Raw genomic sequence first — 18,537 nt, 5'->3', positions numbered from 1 at the left:
CCATTCGGGTACGCGGCAGGCACGTTTAAGAACTCAAACGACAGTCACCATTAAGCACCCAAACGTCAGGCCCTCAAGACCTCAAGCCCCTAGATAAGCCTTCCGCACAGCATCATTAACCAGCAAGTTCGCCCCCGTATCCTGCAGCACGACTTTCCCGTTCTCCAGCACATACCCGCGATCTGCCACCTGCAGCGCCTTGTTCGCATTCTGCTCAACCAAGAACACCGTCACCCCCTCAGAGCGTATCGTCCGGATAATCTCAAAGATCTGCGCAATAATCAGCGGCGCCAACCCCAGCGTAGGCTCATCCAGCAACAGCAACTTGGGCTGCGTCATCAACGCCCGCCCGATCGCCAGCATCTGCTGTTCCCCACCAGACATCGTCCCCGCCCGCTGCGCAGCCCGCTCCTTCAGACGCGGGAACAGCTTGTACACATGCTCGAGCCCCGCCTCGATCGCATGACGGTCAGCAAAAAAGCCCCCCATCATCAGGTTTTCCGCCACCGTCAGGTCCTTGAACACCCGACGGCCCTCAGGCGAAATCGCGATCCCGCTACGCATGATGTGATGCGTTTCTTTGTGGGTAATATCCTCGCCCTCAAATGTGATCGTCCCGGATTTCGCCCGAGGATTCCCACACACCGTCATCAACAGCGTCGTCTTGCCCGCGCCGTTCGCGCCGATCAACGTGACGATCTCACCTTGATTGACCTCGACCGACACACCATTCAACGCCTGAATCGCACCATAGTAGGTATGAATATTGTCCAGCTTCAGCATCATTCTTCCCCCAGGTACGCTTTAATGACGCGTTCGTCGTTACGCACCTGATCCGGCGTGCCCGTGGTAATGGGCTTGCCGTGTTCCATCACCAGAATCCGGTCCGAGATGCCCATGATCAGGCTCATATCGTGCTCGATCAGCAGCACCGCCACACCGAACTCCCGACGCAACTGGTCGATCAAATGCTGCAGATCGCGCTTTTCCTGGGGATTCAAGCCCGCGGCCGGCTCATCCAGCATCAACAAGCGCGGCTTGGTAATCATGCAGCGCGCAATCTCCAGACGACGTTGGTGGCCGTACGCCAGATTGCCCGCCTCACGATTGGCGTACTCACGCAACCCCATGAAATCCAGCCATTGCGCGGCGCGCTGCAAGGCATCTTTCTCGGATTGCCGGTACGATTTCAGCTTCAACAGCCCTGGCAACAGACGCGATTCCACCTGCGTATGCTGCGCCACCAACAGGTTTTCCAACACCGTCAGCTGCTTGAACAAACGCACATTCTGAAAAGTGCGCACCAACCCATGATGCGCCACCTTGTGGCTGGGCAAACCGGTGATGGGCTTGCCATCCATGATGATCTCGCCGCCGGTCGGCTTGTAAAAGCCGCCCACGCAGTTGAATACGGTCGTCTTGCCCGCCCCATTAGGACCGATGATGGCAAAGACCTCATCACGCTTGACCTCGAACCCCACACTGTCGACGGCCAACAGCCCGCCAAACCGCATCGTCAGGCCAGATACTTTCAACAAGGCTTCGCTCATTTATCCAGCTCCACGTGGGGACGCTTCATGGGCAACAACCCTTGTGGACGCCACATCATCATCAACACCATCACCAGACCGAACATCAACATCCGGTACTCGGCAAACTCACGCGCCACCTCGGGCAGCACGGTCAACAGAATCGCCGCGAGAATCACGCCCACCTGCGACCCCATACCGCCCAGCACCACGATCGCCAGGATCAGTGCTGACTCGATGAAGGTAAACGACTCCGGATTCACCATGCCTTGGCGAGCCGCAAAAAACGCGCCGCCAAAACCGGCAAACATCGCGCCCAGCGTAAAGGCCGACAGCTTGATCCGCGTCGGGTTCAACCCCAGCGAACGGCAAGCGATTTCGTCCTCGCGCAAGGCCTCCCACGCGCGTCCCACCGGCATACGGATCAAGCGCGTGGACACGAACAAGGTCACCAATGCCAGCGCCAGCGCCATCAAATACAGATAGTTCACCATGTGCTGGTTATCGAACGTCCAGCCCATCAACTGATGAAATGTCTGAGTGCCTTCTTCGCTCGCACGGCGCGTCATTTCAAAGCCGAACACAGTCGGTTTCGGAATCCCCGAAATCCCGTCCGGTCCGCCCGTGAAGAAATTCAAATTGATCAACAACAGGCGAATGATTTCACCAAACCCCAGCGTCACAATCGCCAGATAATCCCCGCGCAAGCGCAGCACCGGGAATCCTAGGACGAAACCGAACAACGCAGACATGGCCCCCGAGAAAGGCAGCGCCTCCCAAAAACCCCATCCGGCCCAGTGATACAGCAAGGCATACGTATACGCCCCCACCGCATAAAAGCCCACAAAGCCCAGATCCAGCAGCCCTGCGAAACCCACCACGATATTCAGGCCCAGGCCCAGCATCACGTAGATCAACACCAGCGTCGCGATATCCACCGAGCTGCGGCCGCTGAAGAACGGCCAGATCACGGCAGCCGCGATCAGCAGGACAAAGATCCATTTACGGCCTTTGGTCGGTGCTGCCGGCAATACCGGCACACTGGTTTTCAGACGCCGGAACGGCACCGCCAACCATGGGCGCAAGAGTTGAAAAACGAACACCACTGCGGCGGCCAGTGCCACCAAGTCCCAGCGGGATTCCAGATGGGTTTGTGCGCCCTGACGAATCAGTTGCAGCCCAAACACCGGCATCACAATGACAGCCGTCAACACGGCCGCCATAAAAGCGTTCTTTAGCGTGTTATTAGCCATCAGACTTTTTCCACCTCAGGTTTGCCGAGCAGCCCGGTCGGGCGGAACAGCAGAATCAAGACCAGCAGCGCGAAAGCCACGATGTCCTTGTATTGCGACGAGATATAGGCTGCCGCCAGCGTTTCCGCCAGCCCCAGCAACACCCCGCCCAACATCGCGCCGGGAATGCTGCCGATACCGCCCAGCACTGCCGCCGTAAACGCCTTGATCCCGGCGAGAAAGCCGATGAAAGGATTGAGCTTGCCGACCGTGATGGCGATCAACACGCCACCGACCGCCGCCAGCATCGCTCCCAGAACGAAGGTGAACGAAATCACCCGGTTGGTATCGATACCCAGCAGATTGGCCATGTGCATGTCTTGCGAGCAAGCGCGCGATGCACGGCCCATACGGGAGTACTTGATAAACAGCGACAGTGCGATCATCAACAGCACCGTCACCACAATGATCATGATGCGCGAATACGGCAGCGTGACATCAAAGTCCGTGCCCATGTGGAACTGCAGCGATCCCGACACCAGCGACGGCACCGCCATATCGCGTGCGCCCTGGCCCAATGCGACCCAGTTCTGCAGAAAAATCGACATACCGATAGCGGAAATCAGCGCCACCAGCCGTTGGCTGCCGCGTACCGGCCGGTAGGCCACGCGCTCGACACTGAAACCATAAATACCGGTCACCACAATCGCCACCAACAACATGGCAGCCACCATGAACGGCAAAGGCAAACCGCTGCCTGTACCAATCGCGGTCAATGTGACCAGGCCCACATAGGCGCCGATCATATAGATCTCGCCGTGAGCAAAGTTGATCATACCGATGATGCCGTAGACCATTGTGTAGCCGATGGCAATCAACGCGTAAATCGCGCCCAGAGACAGACCGTTAAAGATCTGCTGGGTAAGTTGAGGGATAAGGTCTGACATGAATAATTACCTATGCTCCAAATGGCACCGGCCCCGGTAACAACAACCCGGAGCCGGAAACCTGGGCGTGCGGACAGGCCTCGGCGGATAGCCAAGGCCTCGCGTGTTTACAGCTGGGTTTTCTTACCGTCCTTGTCCCACTTGAATACGGCGAACTCAAAGTCTTTCAAGTCGCCCTTGGCGTCGTATTCGACTTTACCGATACCGGTATCGAACGAATGGCTGTGCATATAGTCTGCAACCTTGGCGGGATCCTCACCCACGGCCTCGATACTCTTGGCCAGGATCTGCACGGCGGCATAGGCCGGCATCTGGAACGCGCCGTCCGGATCGCGCTTGGCGTCCTTGAAGGCCTTCACGATGCCTTCGTTGCCGGGCATCTTGGTAAAGTCAGCCGGCAACGTGACCAGCAAGCCCTCGATAGCCGGGCCGGCGATCGCCACCAGATCCTGGTTGGCGGTACCCTCGGGGCCCATGAACTGCACGTTCAGGCCTTGCTCGCGCGACTGGCGCAGCAACAGGCCGAGTTCGGGGTGATAACCACCGAAATAGACCAGGTCCACGCCCGCGGATTTGAGCTTGGTGATCACGGCCGAATAGTCGCTATCGCCAACGTTGATACCCTCGTACAGGGCAATGTTCACGCCTTCTTTTTCCAGGGAGGCCTTCACCTGCGAGGCCACACCCGAGCCGTAGGTCTGCTTGTCGTGCAGCACGGCGACTTTCTTGGGCTTGAGCGTTTTTGCGATGTAATTCGCAGCGAACGGACCTTGCTGGTCATCGCGGCCGATCGTACGGAAGAAGAAATGCGGCTTGGTCGTGTCCGTCACCAGCGGCGAGGTCGCCCCCGGGGTGATGGCGACGATGCCCTCTTGTTCATAGACGTTCACAGCAGGCACCGTTACGCCCGAGCACGCGTGCGCCACGGCGAACTTGGCGCCGGAGTTGACTACGCGGTTCGCGGCAGGCACGGCCTGTTTGGGCTCGCAGCCGTCATCGATCAGGATGGCTTCGAGTTTTTTGCCCTTGACACCGCCTTGTGCGTTGATGGTTTCAATGGCGGTCAGCGCGCCGGCCTGGATCTGCGTCCCGTATTGAGTATTGGGGCCAGTCATGGGCTGGGGCATGCCGATCTTGATAGTGTCGGCTGCATGGGCAGCGCCAGCCAACAGCAACGAACCCAGGGCCAAAGCGATGGGGTTAACGCGATGCAGAAGCTTCATTCGATATTCTCCGGCGATAGGATGGACAGCGTTGTACGGCTTTGGCATCGACGGGGGATACCCGGCGGCCCCAGAGACGTGCATTGCCGGCTTCTTGGGCAAAAGTACAGCGTGGGCGGTATTCTGAAAGCTGCCTGACACCCTGTCACTGCGTGTAATCCCCAATATCGTGTAATGCCCAATATTCAGGGACGCATCGCAGCAATCTCGCCATGGTGCGCCGCCTATTTGCAAGGCATTGCGCACGCAGCCGCTTCATGACCGAACTCCCCCGCTGCCCTGGGAAAAAGAGGCGGGCAAGTATTCATCAACTTACTTACGTCAAGCTTGCAAATGATAAATACTCCTGGAAAACACTGACGTTTCGCGCCCATTTTCCTGGCTGCCAGCTACAATCACGCCATGAATCACGACCTCTCTATCGCTTTTATCGGTGGCGGCAACATGGCCTCGGCGCTGGCCAGCGGGCTCGCCGGGAAAACCTGCCCCGCCGGCAACCTGCATGTCGTCGACCCCAATGCCGACATCCAGAACGCCTGGCGCCAACGCGGTGCGACAGCTGCAGGCGCGCCGGACGAGGCATTGCGAGCCAGCAAAGTCTGGCTCTATGCCGTCAAACCGCAACAACTGCGCGATGCCGTCGCCGCGACACGTCAGTGGTTACAGCCCGACACCCTCATTATTAGCGTGGCCGCAGGCATACGTGCCGACACCTTGGCCGAGTGGCTGGGCGAGCCCGGCCGGCCCTGGCAAAACCTGGTGCGCTGCATGCCCAACACGCCCGCGCTGGTCGGCGCCGGCGTCTCGGGCCTGGCTGCCCTGCCCGGCGTCGATGATGCGGGCCGCGCCTTGGCCGAAAGCCTGTTGGCCTCGGTAGGCCAGGTCGTATGGGTGGCGGACGATGCCGCCCTGGACGCGGTCACCGCCCTGTCCGGCAGCGGCCCGGCGTATGTCTTCCTGTTCCTCGAGTCCCTGATTGCAGGCGGCGTGGCCGTTGGCCTGAGCCCCGACCAGGCCCATCAATTGGCCCTGGGCACGCTGGCTGGCGCCACCAAGCTCGCCGAGCAGGCGAGCGACTCGCCCTCGGTATTACGCGAACGCGTCACCTCCAAAGGCGGCACCACTGCCGCTGCGTTGCAGGTTTTTGAGCAGGCCGACCTGCGCGGCACCGTGCGCCAGGCTCTCGAAGCCGCAGCGCAGCGCTCGCGAGAGCTCGCCGACGAATTCGGCAAATAAGCCCCAGGGGGTATCTGACATCCCGATGTCAGATACCCTCCATGCAAGCAATGAACCTCAATACCCCTAAGCCTGGTTCGGCCAGCATCAGCCCAGGCTCACCAACACCCCGCCATTTCCAGGCCATGACGCCGGGTCAGTTCGCCGTGGCCGTCTTTTGCATGGGCCTGATCGTCGTCGGGTCCAACATCCTGGTCCAGGTGCCGCTCAACGACTGGCTGACCTGGGGCGGACTGTCATACCCGATCGCGTTTCTGGTCACCGATGTCCTGAACCGCCGTTTTGGCCCGAGCGCTGCGCGCCGCGTCGCCTGGGTCGGTTTTGCCGTCGCACTCGCCGTATCGATCTGGCTGGCCTCGCCCCGTATCGCTCTGGCATCAGGGCTGGCGTATATCTGCGCGCAATTGGCCGATATCCAGGTCTTTGACCGGCTGCGCGATCAGCGCTGGTGGCGCGCACCTCTGCTGTCGGGCACCGTTGGCGCCCTGCTCGATACCGCCGTGTTTTTCAGCGTGGCCTTTGCCGCGACCGGGACGCCGTGGATAACCTGGATGCTCGGCGACCTGGCCATCAAGCTGGTCGTCAACGTCAGCATGCTGGCTCCGTTCCGCGCACTCATGTGGAATCTAGCCCGGCCCGAGCCTCTGGATCGGCCGGGCCGCGATAGGCCGGGCTGCGATCAGCCGGGCTGCGGCGTTCGATAGCCTGCTGACACTTTCGCGCCGTGCGGCGGCTGCCTCGCGGCGCCGTTCGCAGCGCTGTGTCATTCAAGCTACTACAGATATTTGACAGCGCCCCCCAGTGGTGTAAAAGTCACAACTCTGTCACACCCCATACATAAGGTGTCGTGTTCATTGCGGCCCAATACCATTGGCCACACTACGCACGCAACCCGGAGAAAAAATCCATGAGACCGCAACGCCTAGCCCTCACCTTTGCCGCACTAATGACGGCCTTTGCCGCGACCTCGGCATACGCCGCGACGGAGATCCAATTCTGGCACTCGATGGAAGGTGCGCTGGGTGAACGCGTCAATGAGCTCGTCCAGGAATTCAACCAGAAAAACCCCGACTACAAGATCAATGCCGTCTACAAAGGCAACTACGGCGAATCGATGAACGCCGGCATCGCCGCGTTCCGCGCCGGCAACGCCCCCGATATTCTGCAGGTGTTCGAGGTCGGCACGGCCACCATGATGTACGCCAAGGGCGCCGTCAAACCGGTCCAGGAGATGTCCGAAGAAGCCGGCGAGCCATTGGATCCGAAAGCCTTTATCGGCGCCGTTGCGGGCTACTACTCGTCGCAGGACGGCAAGCTGATCTCCATGCCGTTCAACAGCTCGACGGTGGTGTTCTACTACAACAAGGACGCCTTCAAGAAAGCCGGCCTCGATCCCGAAAAACCGCCCAAGACCTGGGAAGAACTCGCCGACGCTGGTCAGAAACTCAAGGCCGCTGGCCAAGAATGCGGCTACACCACGTCCTGGCCGTCCTGGGTTCAGCTGGAAACGCTGTCAGCCTGGCATAACGTACCCTACGCCACCAAAGACAACGGCTTTGGCGGCCTGGACGCCCGCCTGGCGATCGACACGCCGCTGCACGTGCGCCACCTGGACAACCTGGCCAAGCTCGCCAAAGAAGGCATCTTTATGTACGGCGGCCGCGGCGACCAGCCCAACTCGCTGTTCATCGGCGGCAAATGCGCGATGATCACAGGTTCCAGCGGTCTGCGCGCCAACATCGCCAAGAACGCCAAATTCGAATTCGGCACCTCGACCCTGCCCTACTACGCCGACGTCAAAGGCGCACCGCAAAACACCATCATCGGCGGCGCATCGCTGTGGGTCTTTGCCAAGAAATCGCCCGAGGTCTACAAGGGAGTGACAAAGTTCTTCCATTTCCTGGCCAGCCCCGAGATCGCTGCCCGCTGGCACCAACAGACCGGCTACGTGCCCGTCACCGTCGCCGCCTACGAGCAAACCAAAAAGGCCGGCTACTACGACAAGAACCCGGGCACGGAAGTCGGCGTCAAGCAGTTGAACGTCCAGACCACCGCGCAATCCCGCGGCCTGCGCCTGGGCTACCTGCCGCAAATCCGTGAAATCGAAGACCAGGAAATCGAACGCATCGTTTCCGGCAAGACCAGCGCCCAGGACGGCATCAAGACCATGGTCACGCGCGGCAACGAGCTGCTCGAGAAATTCGAAAAAAGCGTGAAGTAAAACCTGTCATCACGGCGGCTTTCTCGGTGAGGGCCGCCGTATTTTTTTACCGCCGGGCCGCCCCAAGGTAAAAACGCCCCCTCGGGGGGCAGCAAGCCAAAGGCGCAGCGTGGGGGCTTTTTTTTGCCGTTATACGTATTTCCAAATTACATTGACAGTACTTTTTGCTAGCTGACCAGGGCTTGCCTCATGGAAAAACGCGTCGTCTTTCGACACAAGACCCTGCCGTACTTATTACTGGCGCCGCAGATTGCGGTCACGCTGGTGTTCTTTTTCTGGCCTGCGGGACAGGCCCTGTGGCAGTCAACCCAGTTGCAGGACGTCTTCGGCCTATCTACCGAATTCGTAGGCCTGGACAATTTCGTTGATCTGTTCAACCAGACGGCGTATCTGGAATCTTTCCGCGTCACCGCCGTGTTCTCGGCGCTGGTGGCCTTTGTCGGGCTGGCAGTCTCGCTCCTGCTGGCCGTCATGGCTGATCGCGTCATCCGCGGTGCGGGTCTGTACAAAACCCTGCTGATCTGGCCCTACGCCGTTGCGCCTGCCGTCGTCGGCGTGCTGTGGCTGTTCCTGTTTTCGCCGTCGGTCGGCATCCTGGCCGTCGCACTCGGCAAAATGGGCATTGGCTGGAATCCGCGCCTGGATGGCGATCAGGCCATGATGCTCGTGCTCATTGCCGCAGTGTGGAAACAGATCTCGTACAACTTTCTGTTTTTCCTGGCCGGCCTGCAATCCATTCCGCGCTCGTTGATCGAGGCCGCCGCGATTGATGGCGCGTCACCTACGCGCCGATTCTGGACCATCGTCTTTCCGCTGCTGTCGCCGACCACGTTCTTTCTGTTGGTCGTCAACGTCATCTACGCGTTCTTCGATACGTTTGCAGTGATCGACACCACCACGCAAGGCGGCCCCGGCACGTCCACCTCCATCCTGGTCTACAAAGTCTACAGCGACGCTTTCAACGGCCTGGACCTGGGGTCGTCGGCGGCACAGTCCGTCGTGCTGATGGTCATCGTCGTCGCACTCACGGTCGTGCAGTTCCGCTACATCGACCGCAAAGTCCAGTACTGATCAAAAAGGCTACGCATCATGGTTGAACGCCGTCCCTGGCTGGACATCCTGGCTCACATCATCCTGCTGTGCGGGGTGGCTCTGGTCGCCTTTCCGCTGTATGTGACGTTTGTCGCCTCGACCCAGACCGCCCAGGAAGTCGCCGCCGCACCGATGTCGCTGCTGCCCGGCCCGCACTTTGTCGAGAACTACACGCGCGCCCTGACCAACGCTGGCGTGGGCAGCATGCTGTACGTCAGCTTGATCATGGCACTGGTCATCTCGCTGGGCAAAATCGCCATCTCATTGCTCTCGGCCTTTGCCGTGGTGTATTTCCGCTTTCCGGGGCGCATGTTCTTTTTCTGGATGATCTTCGTCACCCTGATGCTGCCTGTCGAAGTCCGTATCGCGCCCACCTACAAAGTCGTCGCCGATCTGGGATTGCTCAATAGCTACGCCGGCCTGACGCTGCCGCTCATCGCCTCAGCCACCGCGACGTTCCTGTTCCGCCAGTTCTTTCTGACCGTTCCCGATGAGCTCGTCGAAGCCGCGCGCATCGACGGCGCCAGCCCGCTGCGATTTTTCCGCGACGTGCTGCTGCCGCTATCGCGCACCAGCATCGCCGCCCTCTTTGTCATCCAGTTCATCTATGGCTGGAACCAATACCTCTGGCCGCTGCTCATCACCACCCAGGAAGACATGTATCCCGTGGTCATCGGCATCAAACGCATGATCAGCGGCGGCGACAGTGTCACTGAGTGGAACATCACCATGGCCACCGCGCTATTGGCCATGATCCCGCCGGTACTGGTCGTGATCCTGATGCAAAAGTGGTTCGTCAAAGGCTTGGTCGATACCGAAAAATAACCGTGCCGCCCACCACCTGGGCAGCCGCTTACGCAAAGAACATCTCATGGCAACCCTGAGCTTTCGCAACGTCAAGAAAACCTATGCCGGCAACGTCGCCGTCATCCACGGCATCGACGCAGACGTGCAAGACGGCGAGTTCATCGTGATCGTCGGCCCATCCGGCTGCGGCAAATCCACACTGATGCGGATGGTCGCCGGACTGGAAACTGTCACCAGCGGCGAGATCCTGATCGACGGCAAAGTCGTCAACCAACTCGAGCCGGCCGAACGCGACATCGCCATGGTGTTCCAGAACTATGCGCTCTACCCGCACATGAGCGTGTTCGACAACATGGCCTACGGCCTGAAAATCCGCAAATTCTCCAAGGACGACATACGCAAACGCGTCGACGCCGCCGCCAAGATCCTGGAACTCGACAAGCTGCTCGACCGCCGCCCGCGCCAACTGTCCGGCGGCCAACGCCAGCGCGTCGCCATGGGCCGCGCCATCGTGCGCGAACCCAAAGTCTTTCTGTTCGACGAGCCCCTCTCCAACCTGGACGCCAAACTGCGCGTGGCCATGCGTCTGGAAATCATGAAACTGCATCGGCGCCTGGGCACCACCAGCCTGTACGTCACGCACGATCAAGTCGAGGCCATGACGCTGGCCCACCGCATGATCGTCATGAACCAGGGCGTCCCCGAGCAAATCGGCACTCCCATGGAGGTCTTCGAAAAACCGGCCTCCACCTTTGTCGCAGGCTTCATCGGCTCACCGCCCATGAACCTGATCACTGTCAACACCAGCGCCGACGGCGGCGTCCAGACCCAGGACGGCATCACCCTGCAAATCCCCGCAGACCAAGTCCCCGCCGCCGTGCGTGGCCGACCCGTCATCCTGGGCATACGTCCCGAACACATCCATCTCAATGGCCAAGGCATCCCCGCCGAAGTCGAAATGATCGAAACCCTGGGCTCGGAACAGCTCCTGCACGCCCGCTGCGGTCAATCGCCTATCGTCGTCCGCTGTCCCACCAGCCTATTGGCCGCCACACCGCTCAAACCCGGCGATTCGATTCATCTGGACTCGGACGGCCAGCATGCCTTGCATTGGTTCGACGTAGAGACTGGCCGGCGACTCTGATGATGCGGTGAATCCATCAGCGTGGCGTGATCAACCTCTAAACGCTGCGGTCTGCACGCACCTGAATCGCTGGCGGCATCGGCACGGACCACGTCTCGGACAACTTGTGCAACGCCGGCACAATCGTGGGGTCCAAGGACACGCCCTGACTGAGCTGCCGCGCCCGTAGCGCCAGCCCCCGATCACCCGGCAATCGCACCGCGTCCACGCCGGGCCGAGGCGAATTCTCGCGGCATTGCTGAGCCAGCCAATCCATCTGCCGATGAAAGTCCTCTTTGCCACCAAAACCCGTTGTGTCGTGCAGCGTCAAATACACCGTAGCCCCCCACCCCTGGGCGCCGTCGGCGCGGCCATAACCGCCTAGCCCGCCGGTCAGCGCCTCGATCAGCAAAGCCAGGCCATAGCCCTTGTGCCCTGCGGAAATCCCGCCCACGGGCAAGATAGTGCCCGGCGGCTGAGCAAACAATACCGACGGATCACGCGTGGGATGACCCTGCGCATCGATCAACCAGGGCTCGTCGAACTGCTTGCCCTGCTGCGCCAGACGTGCAGACATGCCATTGGTCGTGATCGACGCGGAGATGTCGATCAACAACGGTGATGCCGCGGGGATGCCTGCGGCAATAGGATTGGGTGTGAACACTGCCTGCGTGCCGCCAAAAGGCGCCACACTGCGTGCCGCTGGATCGGACGAGGCCAACACGATCAACATGTCTTGTTCAACCGCGCGCAACAGATAGCTGGCCAGGCAGGCAATATGGTGGCTGCGCCGGATGACCAGGGTTGCCGAACCGAAACGGCGCGCACGCGGCAGCAATTCATCAATCGCGCGGCACACCAGCCAGGGACCAGGCAAACGCCGGCCATCCCACAACACCGCGGCCTCTTTGTCAGACAAGACCTCGGGCTCGCCGTCATTGGCCATGCGGCCTTGCTGCAGTTCCGCGGCGTAGGGGGCCAACAGCGCCAGGCCATGCGTCGTATGTCCCAGTAAATCGCCCTCGACCAAGACATCGGCCACGGTAGCCGCGATATCTGTACGCATCCCGGCCTGCACCAACACTCGCTCGGCAAATTCCCGTAGCGCGCCAGCTTCATACACCCCAACCTCATCATGACTCATGCCGTCACGCTCCTTTTCTGCATCGACATGCGATATACGCCTTTGCACAGCGGTATCAACCAAACCAGGATTGCCAGAACGCCCAGGCCGCAAGCAATCGGACGGCTGAAGAACGCCCAGAAATTCCCATCGGCCTTGATCATCGAGAAAACGAAATGCTCTTCGAGCATCCCGCCCAGCACTACCCCTAGCACAGCTGGTGCGATCGGAAAGTCATTCTCCTCCATCAGATACGCCAGCACGCCCATTACCAACATCACCAGCACATCAAACACGCTGTTGTTGATGGCAAAAGTCCCCACGATGCAGAACAGCAGAATGATAGGCATCAACACATTGCGCGGCACATTCAGCACCTGCTTTGCCGTCTTTACCGCCAGATAACCCAACGGCAACATGATGAGGTTCGCCAATACGAACACGGCGAAAACCGCATACATCTCGACCGGGCTGTTGGTAAAAATCATCGGTCCCGGCGTCATATTTTTCATATACAGCACACCGATCACGATCGCCGTAATGGAATCCCCCGGAATCCCGAACACCAATGCGGGAATCCACGCGCCGGCCAATGCGGAATTATTGGCGGCCCCGGCCTCGACGATCCCTTCCACATGGCCGGTGCCGAATTTCTCTGGCTCGCGCGAAAAACGCTTGCTCACGCCATACGACATCCAGGCCGCGATGTCAGCGCCCGCCCCAGGCAGAATACCCACCACGGTTCCCAGCACACTGCCGCGCGCAACACTGGCAGGATACTTGCGCATCAATCCGCCCATGCCCGTGAAAATATTCCCGATGCGCCCTTTGATATCCACCGGACGCTGACTGATATCCGTGGCGTAACGCAGCACCTCGGACACCGCAAACATCCCCACCATCATCGGCAACAGCGTCACCCCATTGAGCATGTCATCGTTGCCGAACGTGAAACGCGGATACGCCGCAGGATTGTTCATCCCCACACAGGCCAGCAACAGCCCTATCAGCAACGACACAAAGCCCCGCAGCGTGCTCGATGGCGAAATGAATATCGCGCACGACAGGCCCAGCACCACCAGCCAGAAAAACTCGTACGACGTAAAGTTCAACGCAAAATCCGCCAGCATCGGCGCGCACGTGATCAACACAAACGTGCCGAACAGCCCGCCAATACACGAGAACACGATACTCGCGCCCAAGGCCTGATCCGCCAAGCCCCGCCGCGTCATGCTGTAGGCCTCGTCGGTATAGGCTGCCGACGACGGCGTGCCTGGTATGCGCAACAAACACCCCGGAATATCCCCGGACGTGATCGCCATCGCCGTGGCCGTCACCATCATCGCGATAGCGGGGATCGGGTCCATGAAAAACGTGATGGGCACCAGCAGCGCGACTGCCATCGTCGCGCTCAGCCCGGGCACCGCCCCCACAAACAGACCGAATATCGCAGACAGCAAAATCACGCCCAGCACAAACGGGTCGGCTACCTGCAGCAATGCCTGATAGATATGTTCAGATGCCATGATGTCACCACGCCAACGGTTCGAGCAGACCCCACGGCAATGGCACGTGCAGCACACTGTAGAACATCACATGAATGACGAGCGAGACAATCAGCGCCACCATCAACGCGCGCACCCAGCGCACGCCAAACAGGCGTTGCATCACCAGCAGCAACAAGAATGAGCAAGGCAAAAATCCCAGCCAATCAGCCGCCATGAAATAAAACACCAGGGAAATCGGCACCATCAGAAAACGCAGCACCGCCAGCGGATCGCGCAACCACGCAGGCCAGCCGCCGCGCGCAGCGCCCGCACGGCGCGCACGCCATCCCTGGATCACCAGCAACACAGAACAAATAAACAGACCTATTGAAATCAGCGTCGGAAACAGACTCGCGCCAAAATGCTGGCCAGGAATCACGGGAAACATGCGCGCAACGGCGAAAGTAAATACAGAGAAAACGCCCAGCACAATCCCAATTCGAATATCGTCGAATTTCATGGGACCTCTTTTAAATGAGGGTTCGACACCCCGGCCAACACAACAGGCCGGGGAATGCGATGCGGCAACGATGCCGATTGGCTACTGCGGCGCGGGGCGCGCCATGCCAATAGCAGAAATCACTTGCCCGAAATCATCCATCGAACGTTGCATGAATGTGCCGTACTCGGCACCGCCGGCCCAGCCGATGCCAAAGCCGCGCTGCTTCATGAAGTCCTGGTATTCCTTGCTGTGATTGATCTTGTCGAGCGCTTGCACCATCCGTTTGGTGACATCGTCGGGCAGGCCCTTGGGACCTGCGATGCCGCGCCACACGCCGATCTTCCAATCTACGCCGATAGATTCTTTCAACGTTGGCACATCGGGGTACAGCACCTCGCGCTTGTCGGCCATCACCGCCAATGGTTTCGCCTTACCGGCGTCGATCATCGGACGCGCCTCTGGCAAGGAGGTCGGCACGATATCGATACCGCCAGAGGCCAATTCCAACATGGCCGGTGCCGCGCCGTTGGATGGCACAAACGGGACCGCCGCTGGGTCCAGACCTGCGGTCTTGAGCATACCGGCGATCGCAATGTGCCAGATACCGCCCTGACCCGTGCCTGATGCCTTGAGTTTGCCGGGATTCGCCTTGATCGCCTCCATCAAATCGCCCATCGTCTTGTACGAAGACGAGGCGCTGACAGAAACCGCAGCAGGATCCACGTTCATCAACCCGAGCGGCGTATAGTCCGCGGGCGACAGAGACGTCAGGCCCAGGTGCTTCATCATCGCGATCTCGACCGTCAACATGCCCAACGTATAGCCATCAGGCCGGGCCTTGGCAATCGCTGCATGTCCCACGACCCCGTTGCCGCCCGTGCGGTTGACGACGTTGACGGGTTGGCCCAATTCCTTTTCCAGCAGCGAGGCGATGATGCGCGCTGTGGCATCGGTACCTCCTCCAGCGCCCCACGCCACATACATCGTGATAGGCCTTTCAGGCCAATCCGCGTATGCCAGCGGAGAAAAAGCGCACAGCGCTAACGCCCATCCAAGTAAGCGGTGTTTCCTCATCGTATTGTCTCCAGGTCCTTCGTGGAATGCCCGGCGGATGCCGGATCCGGTCAGCTACGATAGGGGCGCAATGTGTACTTGCACCCTCATTTTGAAATAACAACAGACGCTCTGTGATAGTGTGAAACCATCTTAATTGATCGTTATTAGCAGAGCAATCAACGATTCGCCTACTGGCCTACGAGAACCCATTGCTCGAGAGATCTCCTGTTTGCCACCAACGCCAAAGCCCTCGCATGCAGATCACGAACGCTATTCATTGGCGCGCCCGTAGGCGCCAATGAATAGCCGCCCTGCAAGATCTTCGTCCTTGCAGAAATCATCGCCTACGAAGCCTACGTAGACCGCTCGTGCCAGCGACGAGGGAATCAGAGATGCTGTGAGTCGAAGCGGGGCAGTGACCGTGTTGGCGCGCCTCGGAGTCGAGCGAGGGAAACCGAAGGAGCGTAGCGACGAGGTTGACGAAGCGGTGTCGGCCGCGCAGGCGGCCGACCGACTCCGTGAAGCGCCAACACGGTCACTGCCCCGCTTCGACGTCCAATAGCACTCAATCCCAGCATCAAGGCAACGCCACAGACTCCTGCACAGGCGATACCCGGGGTAACGGCGCAGCGACACGCCAGATAGCTCGACGGCGCAGGGCTGTGAGCAGTTTCAGACCGTAGGGCCAATCGCCAAAGCCGCTTTCCGTGTTGATATGCCCGGCGCCAGAGAGCACCTCGATACGGCTTCCCCACGCCGACGCAAACTGATGGGCACGATCCAGCCGGCAATACGGATCATCGTCGCTCGCAACAACGACGGACTGGAATGGCAGCGAATGCAATGGGACCGGGCCGAATGCGCGTATGCCATCCGGCGCACTGTGGCGTTCAACATCAGGCGGCGCCACCAGCAGCGCGCCCGCGACCTTGGCTCGCAGTGGAACCGGCAGGCTTACGGATGCCAGGCACCCCAGGCTATGGGCGATCAACAGCACAGGACACGCCGCGCGGTCGACATAGGCCGCCACCGTCGCATGCCAGACCGCCGGATCGGGATTGTCCCAATCAGGCTGCTGCACACGCTGCGCATGCGGTAGACAGTGCGCCCAGCGCGTTTGCCAATGGCCGGGGCCGGAATCCTTCCAGCCCGGAACGATAATCGGTTGGAATCTCATGGCGGATATGATGCCGCGCAGTCTTATGATGGCAAACGAATAAATCGTCTTTTGTATATATACGGATTTGCATATAGAAACGGCCGTCATCCGCCCCTTGGGTTCCGCGTTTTCTGTTGACGCGATTGCCCCGGCGCAGCGCGGAAACAGCGGGGCCCTGTGCTTTGATACGGGATTTCCCTCCCCTTTGCGAGGGGGCTTACGCCCCCGTTTGCGCCTCAAAGCGGGGCTTGTTTCAGGTATGCTTGCCGTGCACTGAGCGGGTGCACAGACCAGGGTCTGCCCCGCCTGAATACGAAATATGAAGCCAAGGAGATCCCTCATGAAACAAACATTTCGCCTCAGCCCGGTACTGGCTGCGCTGAGCCTCGCGGCAGGCCTCACGGTCTCTGCAGGCGTGCAGGCAGAGAGCATCAAAATTGGCGTCGTCGGCCCGACTACAGGTCCGGTGACTCAATACGGCGCCATGGTGCGCGAGGGGGTCGATACAGCCGTCGAGATGATCAACGCTGCCGGCGGCGTGGATGGCAAAAAACTGGAAACCGTCATCATCGACGATGGATGCGAGCCCAAACAAGGGCCGGTCGCGGCCAACCGCATTGTCAATGACGAAATCGGTTTTGTCGTCGGCCACGTCTGCTCGGGCGCCACGATCGCGGCTGCCGACGTCTACAACAATGAGGGTGTGGTGATGGTGACGCCCTCGGCCACCTCTCCTGCCCTGACCGACGGCAAAAACTACGAGTTTATTTTCCGCACCATAGGCCGTGATGACCAACAAGGCCCCGCCGCCGCGAAATTCATTCTGAATACGCTCAAGCCCAAAACCGTCGCGATTTTGCACGACAAACAATCCTACGGTCAGGGTATCGCCACCGCCGTTAAAAACGATCTGGAAAAGGCCGGCACCAAAGTCGCGGTCTTCGAGGGTATTAACGCAGGCGACAGCGACTATTCCGCCGTCATCACCAAACTGAAATCCAATAATGTGGATTTCGTCTATTACGGTGGTTATCACCCCGAAATGGGCTTGTTGCTGCGCCAGGCCGCCGAACAAGGCGTCAAGGCCAAATTCATGGGCCCCGAGGGTGTCGGCAACCCGGACATCAACGCCATCGCCGGTCCTGCCGCCGAAGGCATGTTGCTGACTTTGCCCGCCGATTTCACACAAAATCCGGCCAACGCCGATATCGTCAAAGCATTCGAAAGCAAAAAGCGCAACGCCAGCGGCGCGTTCCAGTTGACCGCCTATGCGGCCACTCAGGTCATTGCCGACGGCATCAAGGGCGCGGGCAGCACCGATCCGACCAAGGTCGCTCAATACCTGCACGCCAATACCTTCCAGACTCCCATCGGCAAAACGTCATGGAACAAACAAGGCGATCTGAACGAATTCGAATTCCAGGTCTTTACCTGGCACAAAGACGGCAGCAAGACGGCCTATAAGTAATATCGCCTGATCGCCATCAGGTAACTCAAGCGCTCATTAGTATCAAAAACCCGGATATCCGGGTCACATAAACGGGGCTCTCGGAGCCCCGTTTTGCTTTATTTCCGTACAATTTCCCCAGTCTTGACAATTATTTTCAAAGTTTCGTATAGAAACCACATCACGAAACAAGAAATGTCTAATCGGCCGTGAATTATAATTAACCGCTGTTTTAGTTACATAATTTTCATTTATTTAATAACAAATGCAGCAATTACCGGCTAGATAACAAAGAGGATTTCCCGTATTTCCCGAGAAATAGCTGTTTTCTTGTCCGCATTAGCGGCGATAAC

General features: G+C 59.4%; 17 protein-coding genes. 7 read left to right on the top strand and 10 right to left on the bottom strand.

Annotation, left to right across the window (positions count from 1 at the left end; translation table 11 throughout):
- Window positions 1-81 precede the first annotated feature (81 nt).
- The 5 genes from ACYVI2_RS22850 to ACYVI2_RS22830 all read right to left on the bottom strand — a co-directional run bounded on the left by ACYVI2_RS22850 (window position 82) and on the right by ACYVI2_RS22830 (window position 4,931).
- Entirely contained in the window at window positions 82-783 is a 702-nt protein-coding gene (locus ACYVI2_RS22850; RefSeq protein WP_415817112.1) for an ABC transporter ATP-binding protein, read from the bottom strand.
- Window positions 783-1,550, bottom strand: coding sequence for a high-affinity branched-chain amino acid ABC transporter ATP-binding protein LivG (gene livG, locus ACYVI2_RS22845; protein ID WP_415816547.1), 768 nt, complete (start codon window positions 1,548-1,550; stop codon window positions 783-785). Before livG ends, ACYVI2_RS22850 begins: the two co-directional genes overlap by 1 nt.
- Complete coding sequence (locus ACYVI2_RS22840) at window positions 1,547-2,782, bottom strand: high-affinity branched-chain amino acid ABC transporter permease LivM (RefSeq protein WP_415816545.1); 1,236 nt, start codon at window positions 2,780-2,782, stop codon at window positions 1,547-1,549. The genes livG and ACYVI2_RS22840 overlap by 4 nt, the downstream gene beginning before the upstream one ends.
- Window positions 2,782-3,708: a high-affinity branched-chain amino acid ABC transporter permease LivH gene (gene livH / locus ACYVI2_RS22835; protein WP_415807831.1), complete on the bottom strand. Its 927-nt coding sequence runs from the start codon at window positions 3,706-3,708 to the stop codon at window positions 2,782-2,784. Before livH ends, ACYVI2_RS22840 begins: the two co-directional genes overlap by 1 nt.
- A 107-nt stretch (window positions 3,709-3,815) precedes the next feature.
- Entirely contained in the window at window positions 3,816-4,931 is a 1,116-nt protein-coding gene (locus tag ACYVI2_RS22830) for a high-affinity branched-chain amino acid ABC transporter substrate-binding protein (protein ID WP_415816543.1), read from the bottom strand.
- A gap of 402 nt (window positions 4,932-5,333) precedes the next feature.
- Here ACYVI2_RS22830 and proC point away from each other — a divergent pair, with 402 nt between their 5' ends.
- The 6 genes from proC to ACYVI2_RS22800 all read left to right on the top strand — a co-directional run bounded on the left by proC (window position 5,334) and on the right by ACYVI2_RS22800 (window position 11,431).
- On the top strand, window positions 5,334-6,167 hold the full coding sequence (gene proC, locus ACYVI2_RS22825; RefSeq protein WP_415816541.1) for a pyrroline-5-carboxylate reductase: 834 nt from the start codon (window positions 5,334-5,336) through the stop codon (window positions 6,165-6,167).
- A 125-nt stretch (window positions 6,168-6,292) separates the two neighbouring features.
- Window positions 6,293-6,871 carry a queuosine precursor transporter gene (locus ACYVI2_RS22820; RefSeq protein ID WP_415817110.1) on the top strand — a complete coding sequence of 193 codons (579 nt, stop codon included), beginning with the start codon at window positions 6,293-6,295 and terminating at the stop codon, window positions 6,869-6,871.
- A 203-nt stretch (window positions 6,872-7,074) separates the two neighbouring features.
- Complete coding sequence (ugpB, locus tag ACYVI2_RS22815; protein WP_415816539.1) at window positions 7,075-8,388, top strand: sn-glycerol-3-phosphate ABC transporter substrate-binding protein UgpB; 1,314 nt, start codon at window positions 7,075-7,077, stop codon at window positions 8,386-8,388.
- 189 nt (window positions 8,389-8,577) lie between these two features.
- A complete protein-coding gene (ugpA, locus tag ACYVI2_RS22810; RefSeq protein ID WP_415816537.1) occupies window positions 8,578-9,459 on the top strand; it encodes a sn-glycerol-3-phosphate ABC transporter permease UgpA in 882 nt (293 codons plus the stop codon).
- 18 nt (window positions 9,460-9,477) lie between these two features.
- Window positions 9,478-10,305: a sn-glycerol-3-phosphate ABC transporter permease UgpE gene (gene ugpE / locus ACYVI2_RS22805; RefSeq protein WP_415816535.1), complete on the top strand. Its 828-nt coding sequence runs from the start codon at window positions 9,478-9,480 to the stop codon at window positions 10,303-10,305.
- A gap of 46 nt (window positions 10,306-10,351) precedes the next feature.
- Window positions 10,352-11,431: a sn-glycerol-3-phosphate import ATP-binding protein UgpC gene (locus tag ACYVI2_RS22800; RefSeq protein ID WP_415816533.1), complete on the top strand. Its 1,080-nt coding sequence runs from the start codon at window positions 10,352-10,354 to the stop codon at window positions 11,429-11,431.
- Between the two features lie 37 nt (window positions 11,432-11,468).
- On the opposite strand, the gene ACYVI2_RS22795 is transcribed toward ACYVI2_RS22800, so the two are convergent.
- From ACYVI2_RS22795 to ACYVI2_RS22775, 5 genes are all read right to left on the bottom strand, one after another.
- Window positions 11,469-12,554, bottom strand: coding sequence for an Ldh family oxidoreductase (locus ACYVI2_RS22795; RefSeq protein ID WP_415816531.1), 1,086 nt, complete (start codon window positions 12,552-12,554; stop codon window positions 11,469-11,471).
- Window positions 12,551-14,059, bottom strand: a complete 1,509-nt coding sequence (locus tag ACYVI2_RS22790) for a tripartite tricarboxylate transporter permease (protein ID WP_415816529.1) — start codon at window positions 14,057-14,059, stop codon at window positions 12,551-12,553. The genes ACYVI2_RS22795 and ACYVI2_RS22790 overlap by 4 nt, the downstream gene beginning before the upstream one ends.
- 4 nt (window positions 14,060-14,063) lie before the next feature.
- Complete coding sequence (locus tag ACYVI2_RS22785; protein WP_415816527.1) at window positions 14,064-14,540, bottom strand: tripartite tricarboxylate transporter TctB family protein; 477 nt, start codon at window positions 14,538-14,540, stop codon at window positions 14,064-14,066.
- Window positions 14,541-14,621: 81 nt separating this feature from the next.
- Window positions 14,622-15,596, bottom strand: a complete 975-nt coding sequence (locus tag ACYVI2_RS22780; protein WP_415816525.1) for a tripartite tricarboxylate transporter substrate binding protein — start codon at window positions 15,594-15,596, stop codon at window positions 14,622-14,624.
- Between the two features lie 559 nt (window positions 15,597-16,155).
- Window positions 16,156-16,755, bottom strand: a complete 600-nt coding sequence (locus ACYVI2_RS22775) for an RBBP9/YdeN family alpha/beta hydrolase (RefSeq protein WP_415821152.1) — start codon at window positions 16,753-16,755, stop codon at window positions 16,156-16,158.
- A gap of 322 nt (window positions 16,756-17,077) precedes the next feature.
- Here ACYVI2_RS22775 and ACYVI2_RS22770 point away from each other — a divergent pair, with 322 nt between their 5' ends.
- Window positions 17,078-18,205 (top strand): branched-chain amino acid ABC transporter substrate-binding protein, encoded by a 1,128-nt coding sequence (locus tag ACYVI2_RS22770; RefSeq protein ID WP_415821153.1) that lies wholly within the window; start codon window positions 17,078-17,080, stop codon window positions 18,203-18,205.
- The last annotated feature ends 332 nt before the right edge of the window (window positions 18,206-18,537 follow it).

The sequence above is a fragment of the Bordetella tumbae genome (assembly GCF_054780995.1).
This window is presented reverse-complemented; position numbering and strand designations above follow the sequence as displayed.

What these genes read in the sequence shown, in the direction of transcription:
- ACYVI2_RS22820 (WP_415817110.1), top strand. Translation starts at nt 6,293, where the DNA reads ATGACGCCGGGTCAGTTCGCCGTGGCCGTCTTTTGCATGGGCCTGATC.
- ACYVI2_RS22780 (WP_415816525.1), bottom strand. Translation starts at nt 15,596, where the DNA reads ATGAGGAAACACCGCTTACTTGGATGGGCGTTAGCGCTGTGCGCTTTT.
- ugpA (WP_415816537.1), top strand. Translation starts at nt 8,578, where the DNA reads ATGGAAAAACGCGTCGTCTTTCGACACAAGACCCTGCCGTACTTATTA.
- proC (WP_415816541.1), top strand. Translation starts at nt 5,334, where the DNA reads ATGAATCACGACCTCTCTATCGCTTTTATCGGTGGCGGCAACATGGCC.
- ACYVI2_RS22840 (WP_415816545.1), bottom strand. Translation starts at nt 2,782, where the DNA reads ATGGCTAATAACACGCTAAAGAACGCTTTTATGGCGGCCGTGTTGACG.
- ACYVI2_RS22790 (WP_415816529.1), bottom strand. Translation starts at nt 14,059, where the DNA reads ATGGCATCTGAACATATCTATCAGGCATTGCTGCAGGTAGCCGACCCG.
- ACYVI2_RS22800 (WP_415816533.1), top strand. Translation starts at nt 10,352, where the DNA reads ATGGCAACCCTGAGCTTTCGCAACGTCAAGAAAACCTATGCCGGCAAC.
- ACYVI2_RS22850 (WP_415817112.1), bottom strand. Translation starts at nt 783, where the DNA reads ATGCTGAAGCTGGACAATATTCATACCTACTATGGTGCGATTCAGGCG.
- ACYVI2_RS22830 (WP_415816543.1), bottom strand. Translation starts at nt 4,931, where the DNA reads ATGAAGCTTCTGCATCGCGTTAACCCCATCGCTTTGGCCCTGGGTTCG.
- livH (WP_415807831.1), bottom strand. Translation starts at nt 3,708, where the DNA reads ATGTCAGACCTTATCCCTCAACTTACCCAGCAGATCTTTAACGGTCTG.
- livG (WP_415816547.1), bottom strand. Translation starts at nt 1,550, where the DNA reads ATGAGCGAAGCCTTGTTGAAAGTATCTGGCCTGACGATGCGGTTTGGC.
- ugpE (WP_415816535.1), top strand. Translation starts at nt 9,478, where the DNA reads ATGGTTGAACGCCGTCCCTGGCTGGACATCCTGGCTCACATCATCCTG.
- ACYVI2_RS22770 (WP_415821153.1), top strand. Translation starts at nt 17,078, where the DNA reads ATGAAACAAACATTTCGCCTCAGCCCGGTACTGGCTGCGCTGAGCCTC.
- ugpB (WP_415816539.1), top strand. Translation starts at nt 7,075, where the DNA reads ATGAGACCGCAACGCCTAGCCCTCACCTTTGCCGCACTAATGACGGCC.
- ACYVI2_RS22785 (WP_415816527.1), bottom strand. Translation starts at nt 14,540, where the DNA reads ATGAAATTCGACGATATTCGAATTGGGATTGTGCTGGGCGTTTTCTCT.
- ACYVI2_RS22795 (WP_415816531.1), bottom strand. Translation starts at nt 12,554, where the DNA reads ATGAGTCATGATGAGGTTGGGGTGTATGAAGCTGGCGCGCTACGGGAA.
- ACYVI2_RS22775 (WP_415821152.1), bottom strand. Translation starts at nt 16,755, where the DNA reads ATGAGATTCCAACCGATTATCGTTCCGGGCTGGAAGGATTCCGGCCCC.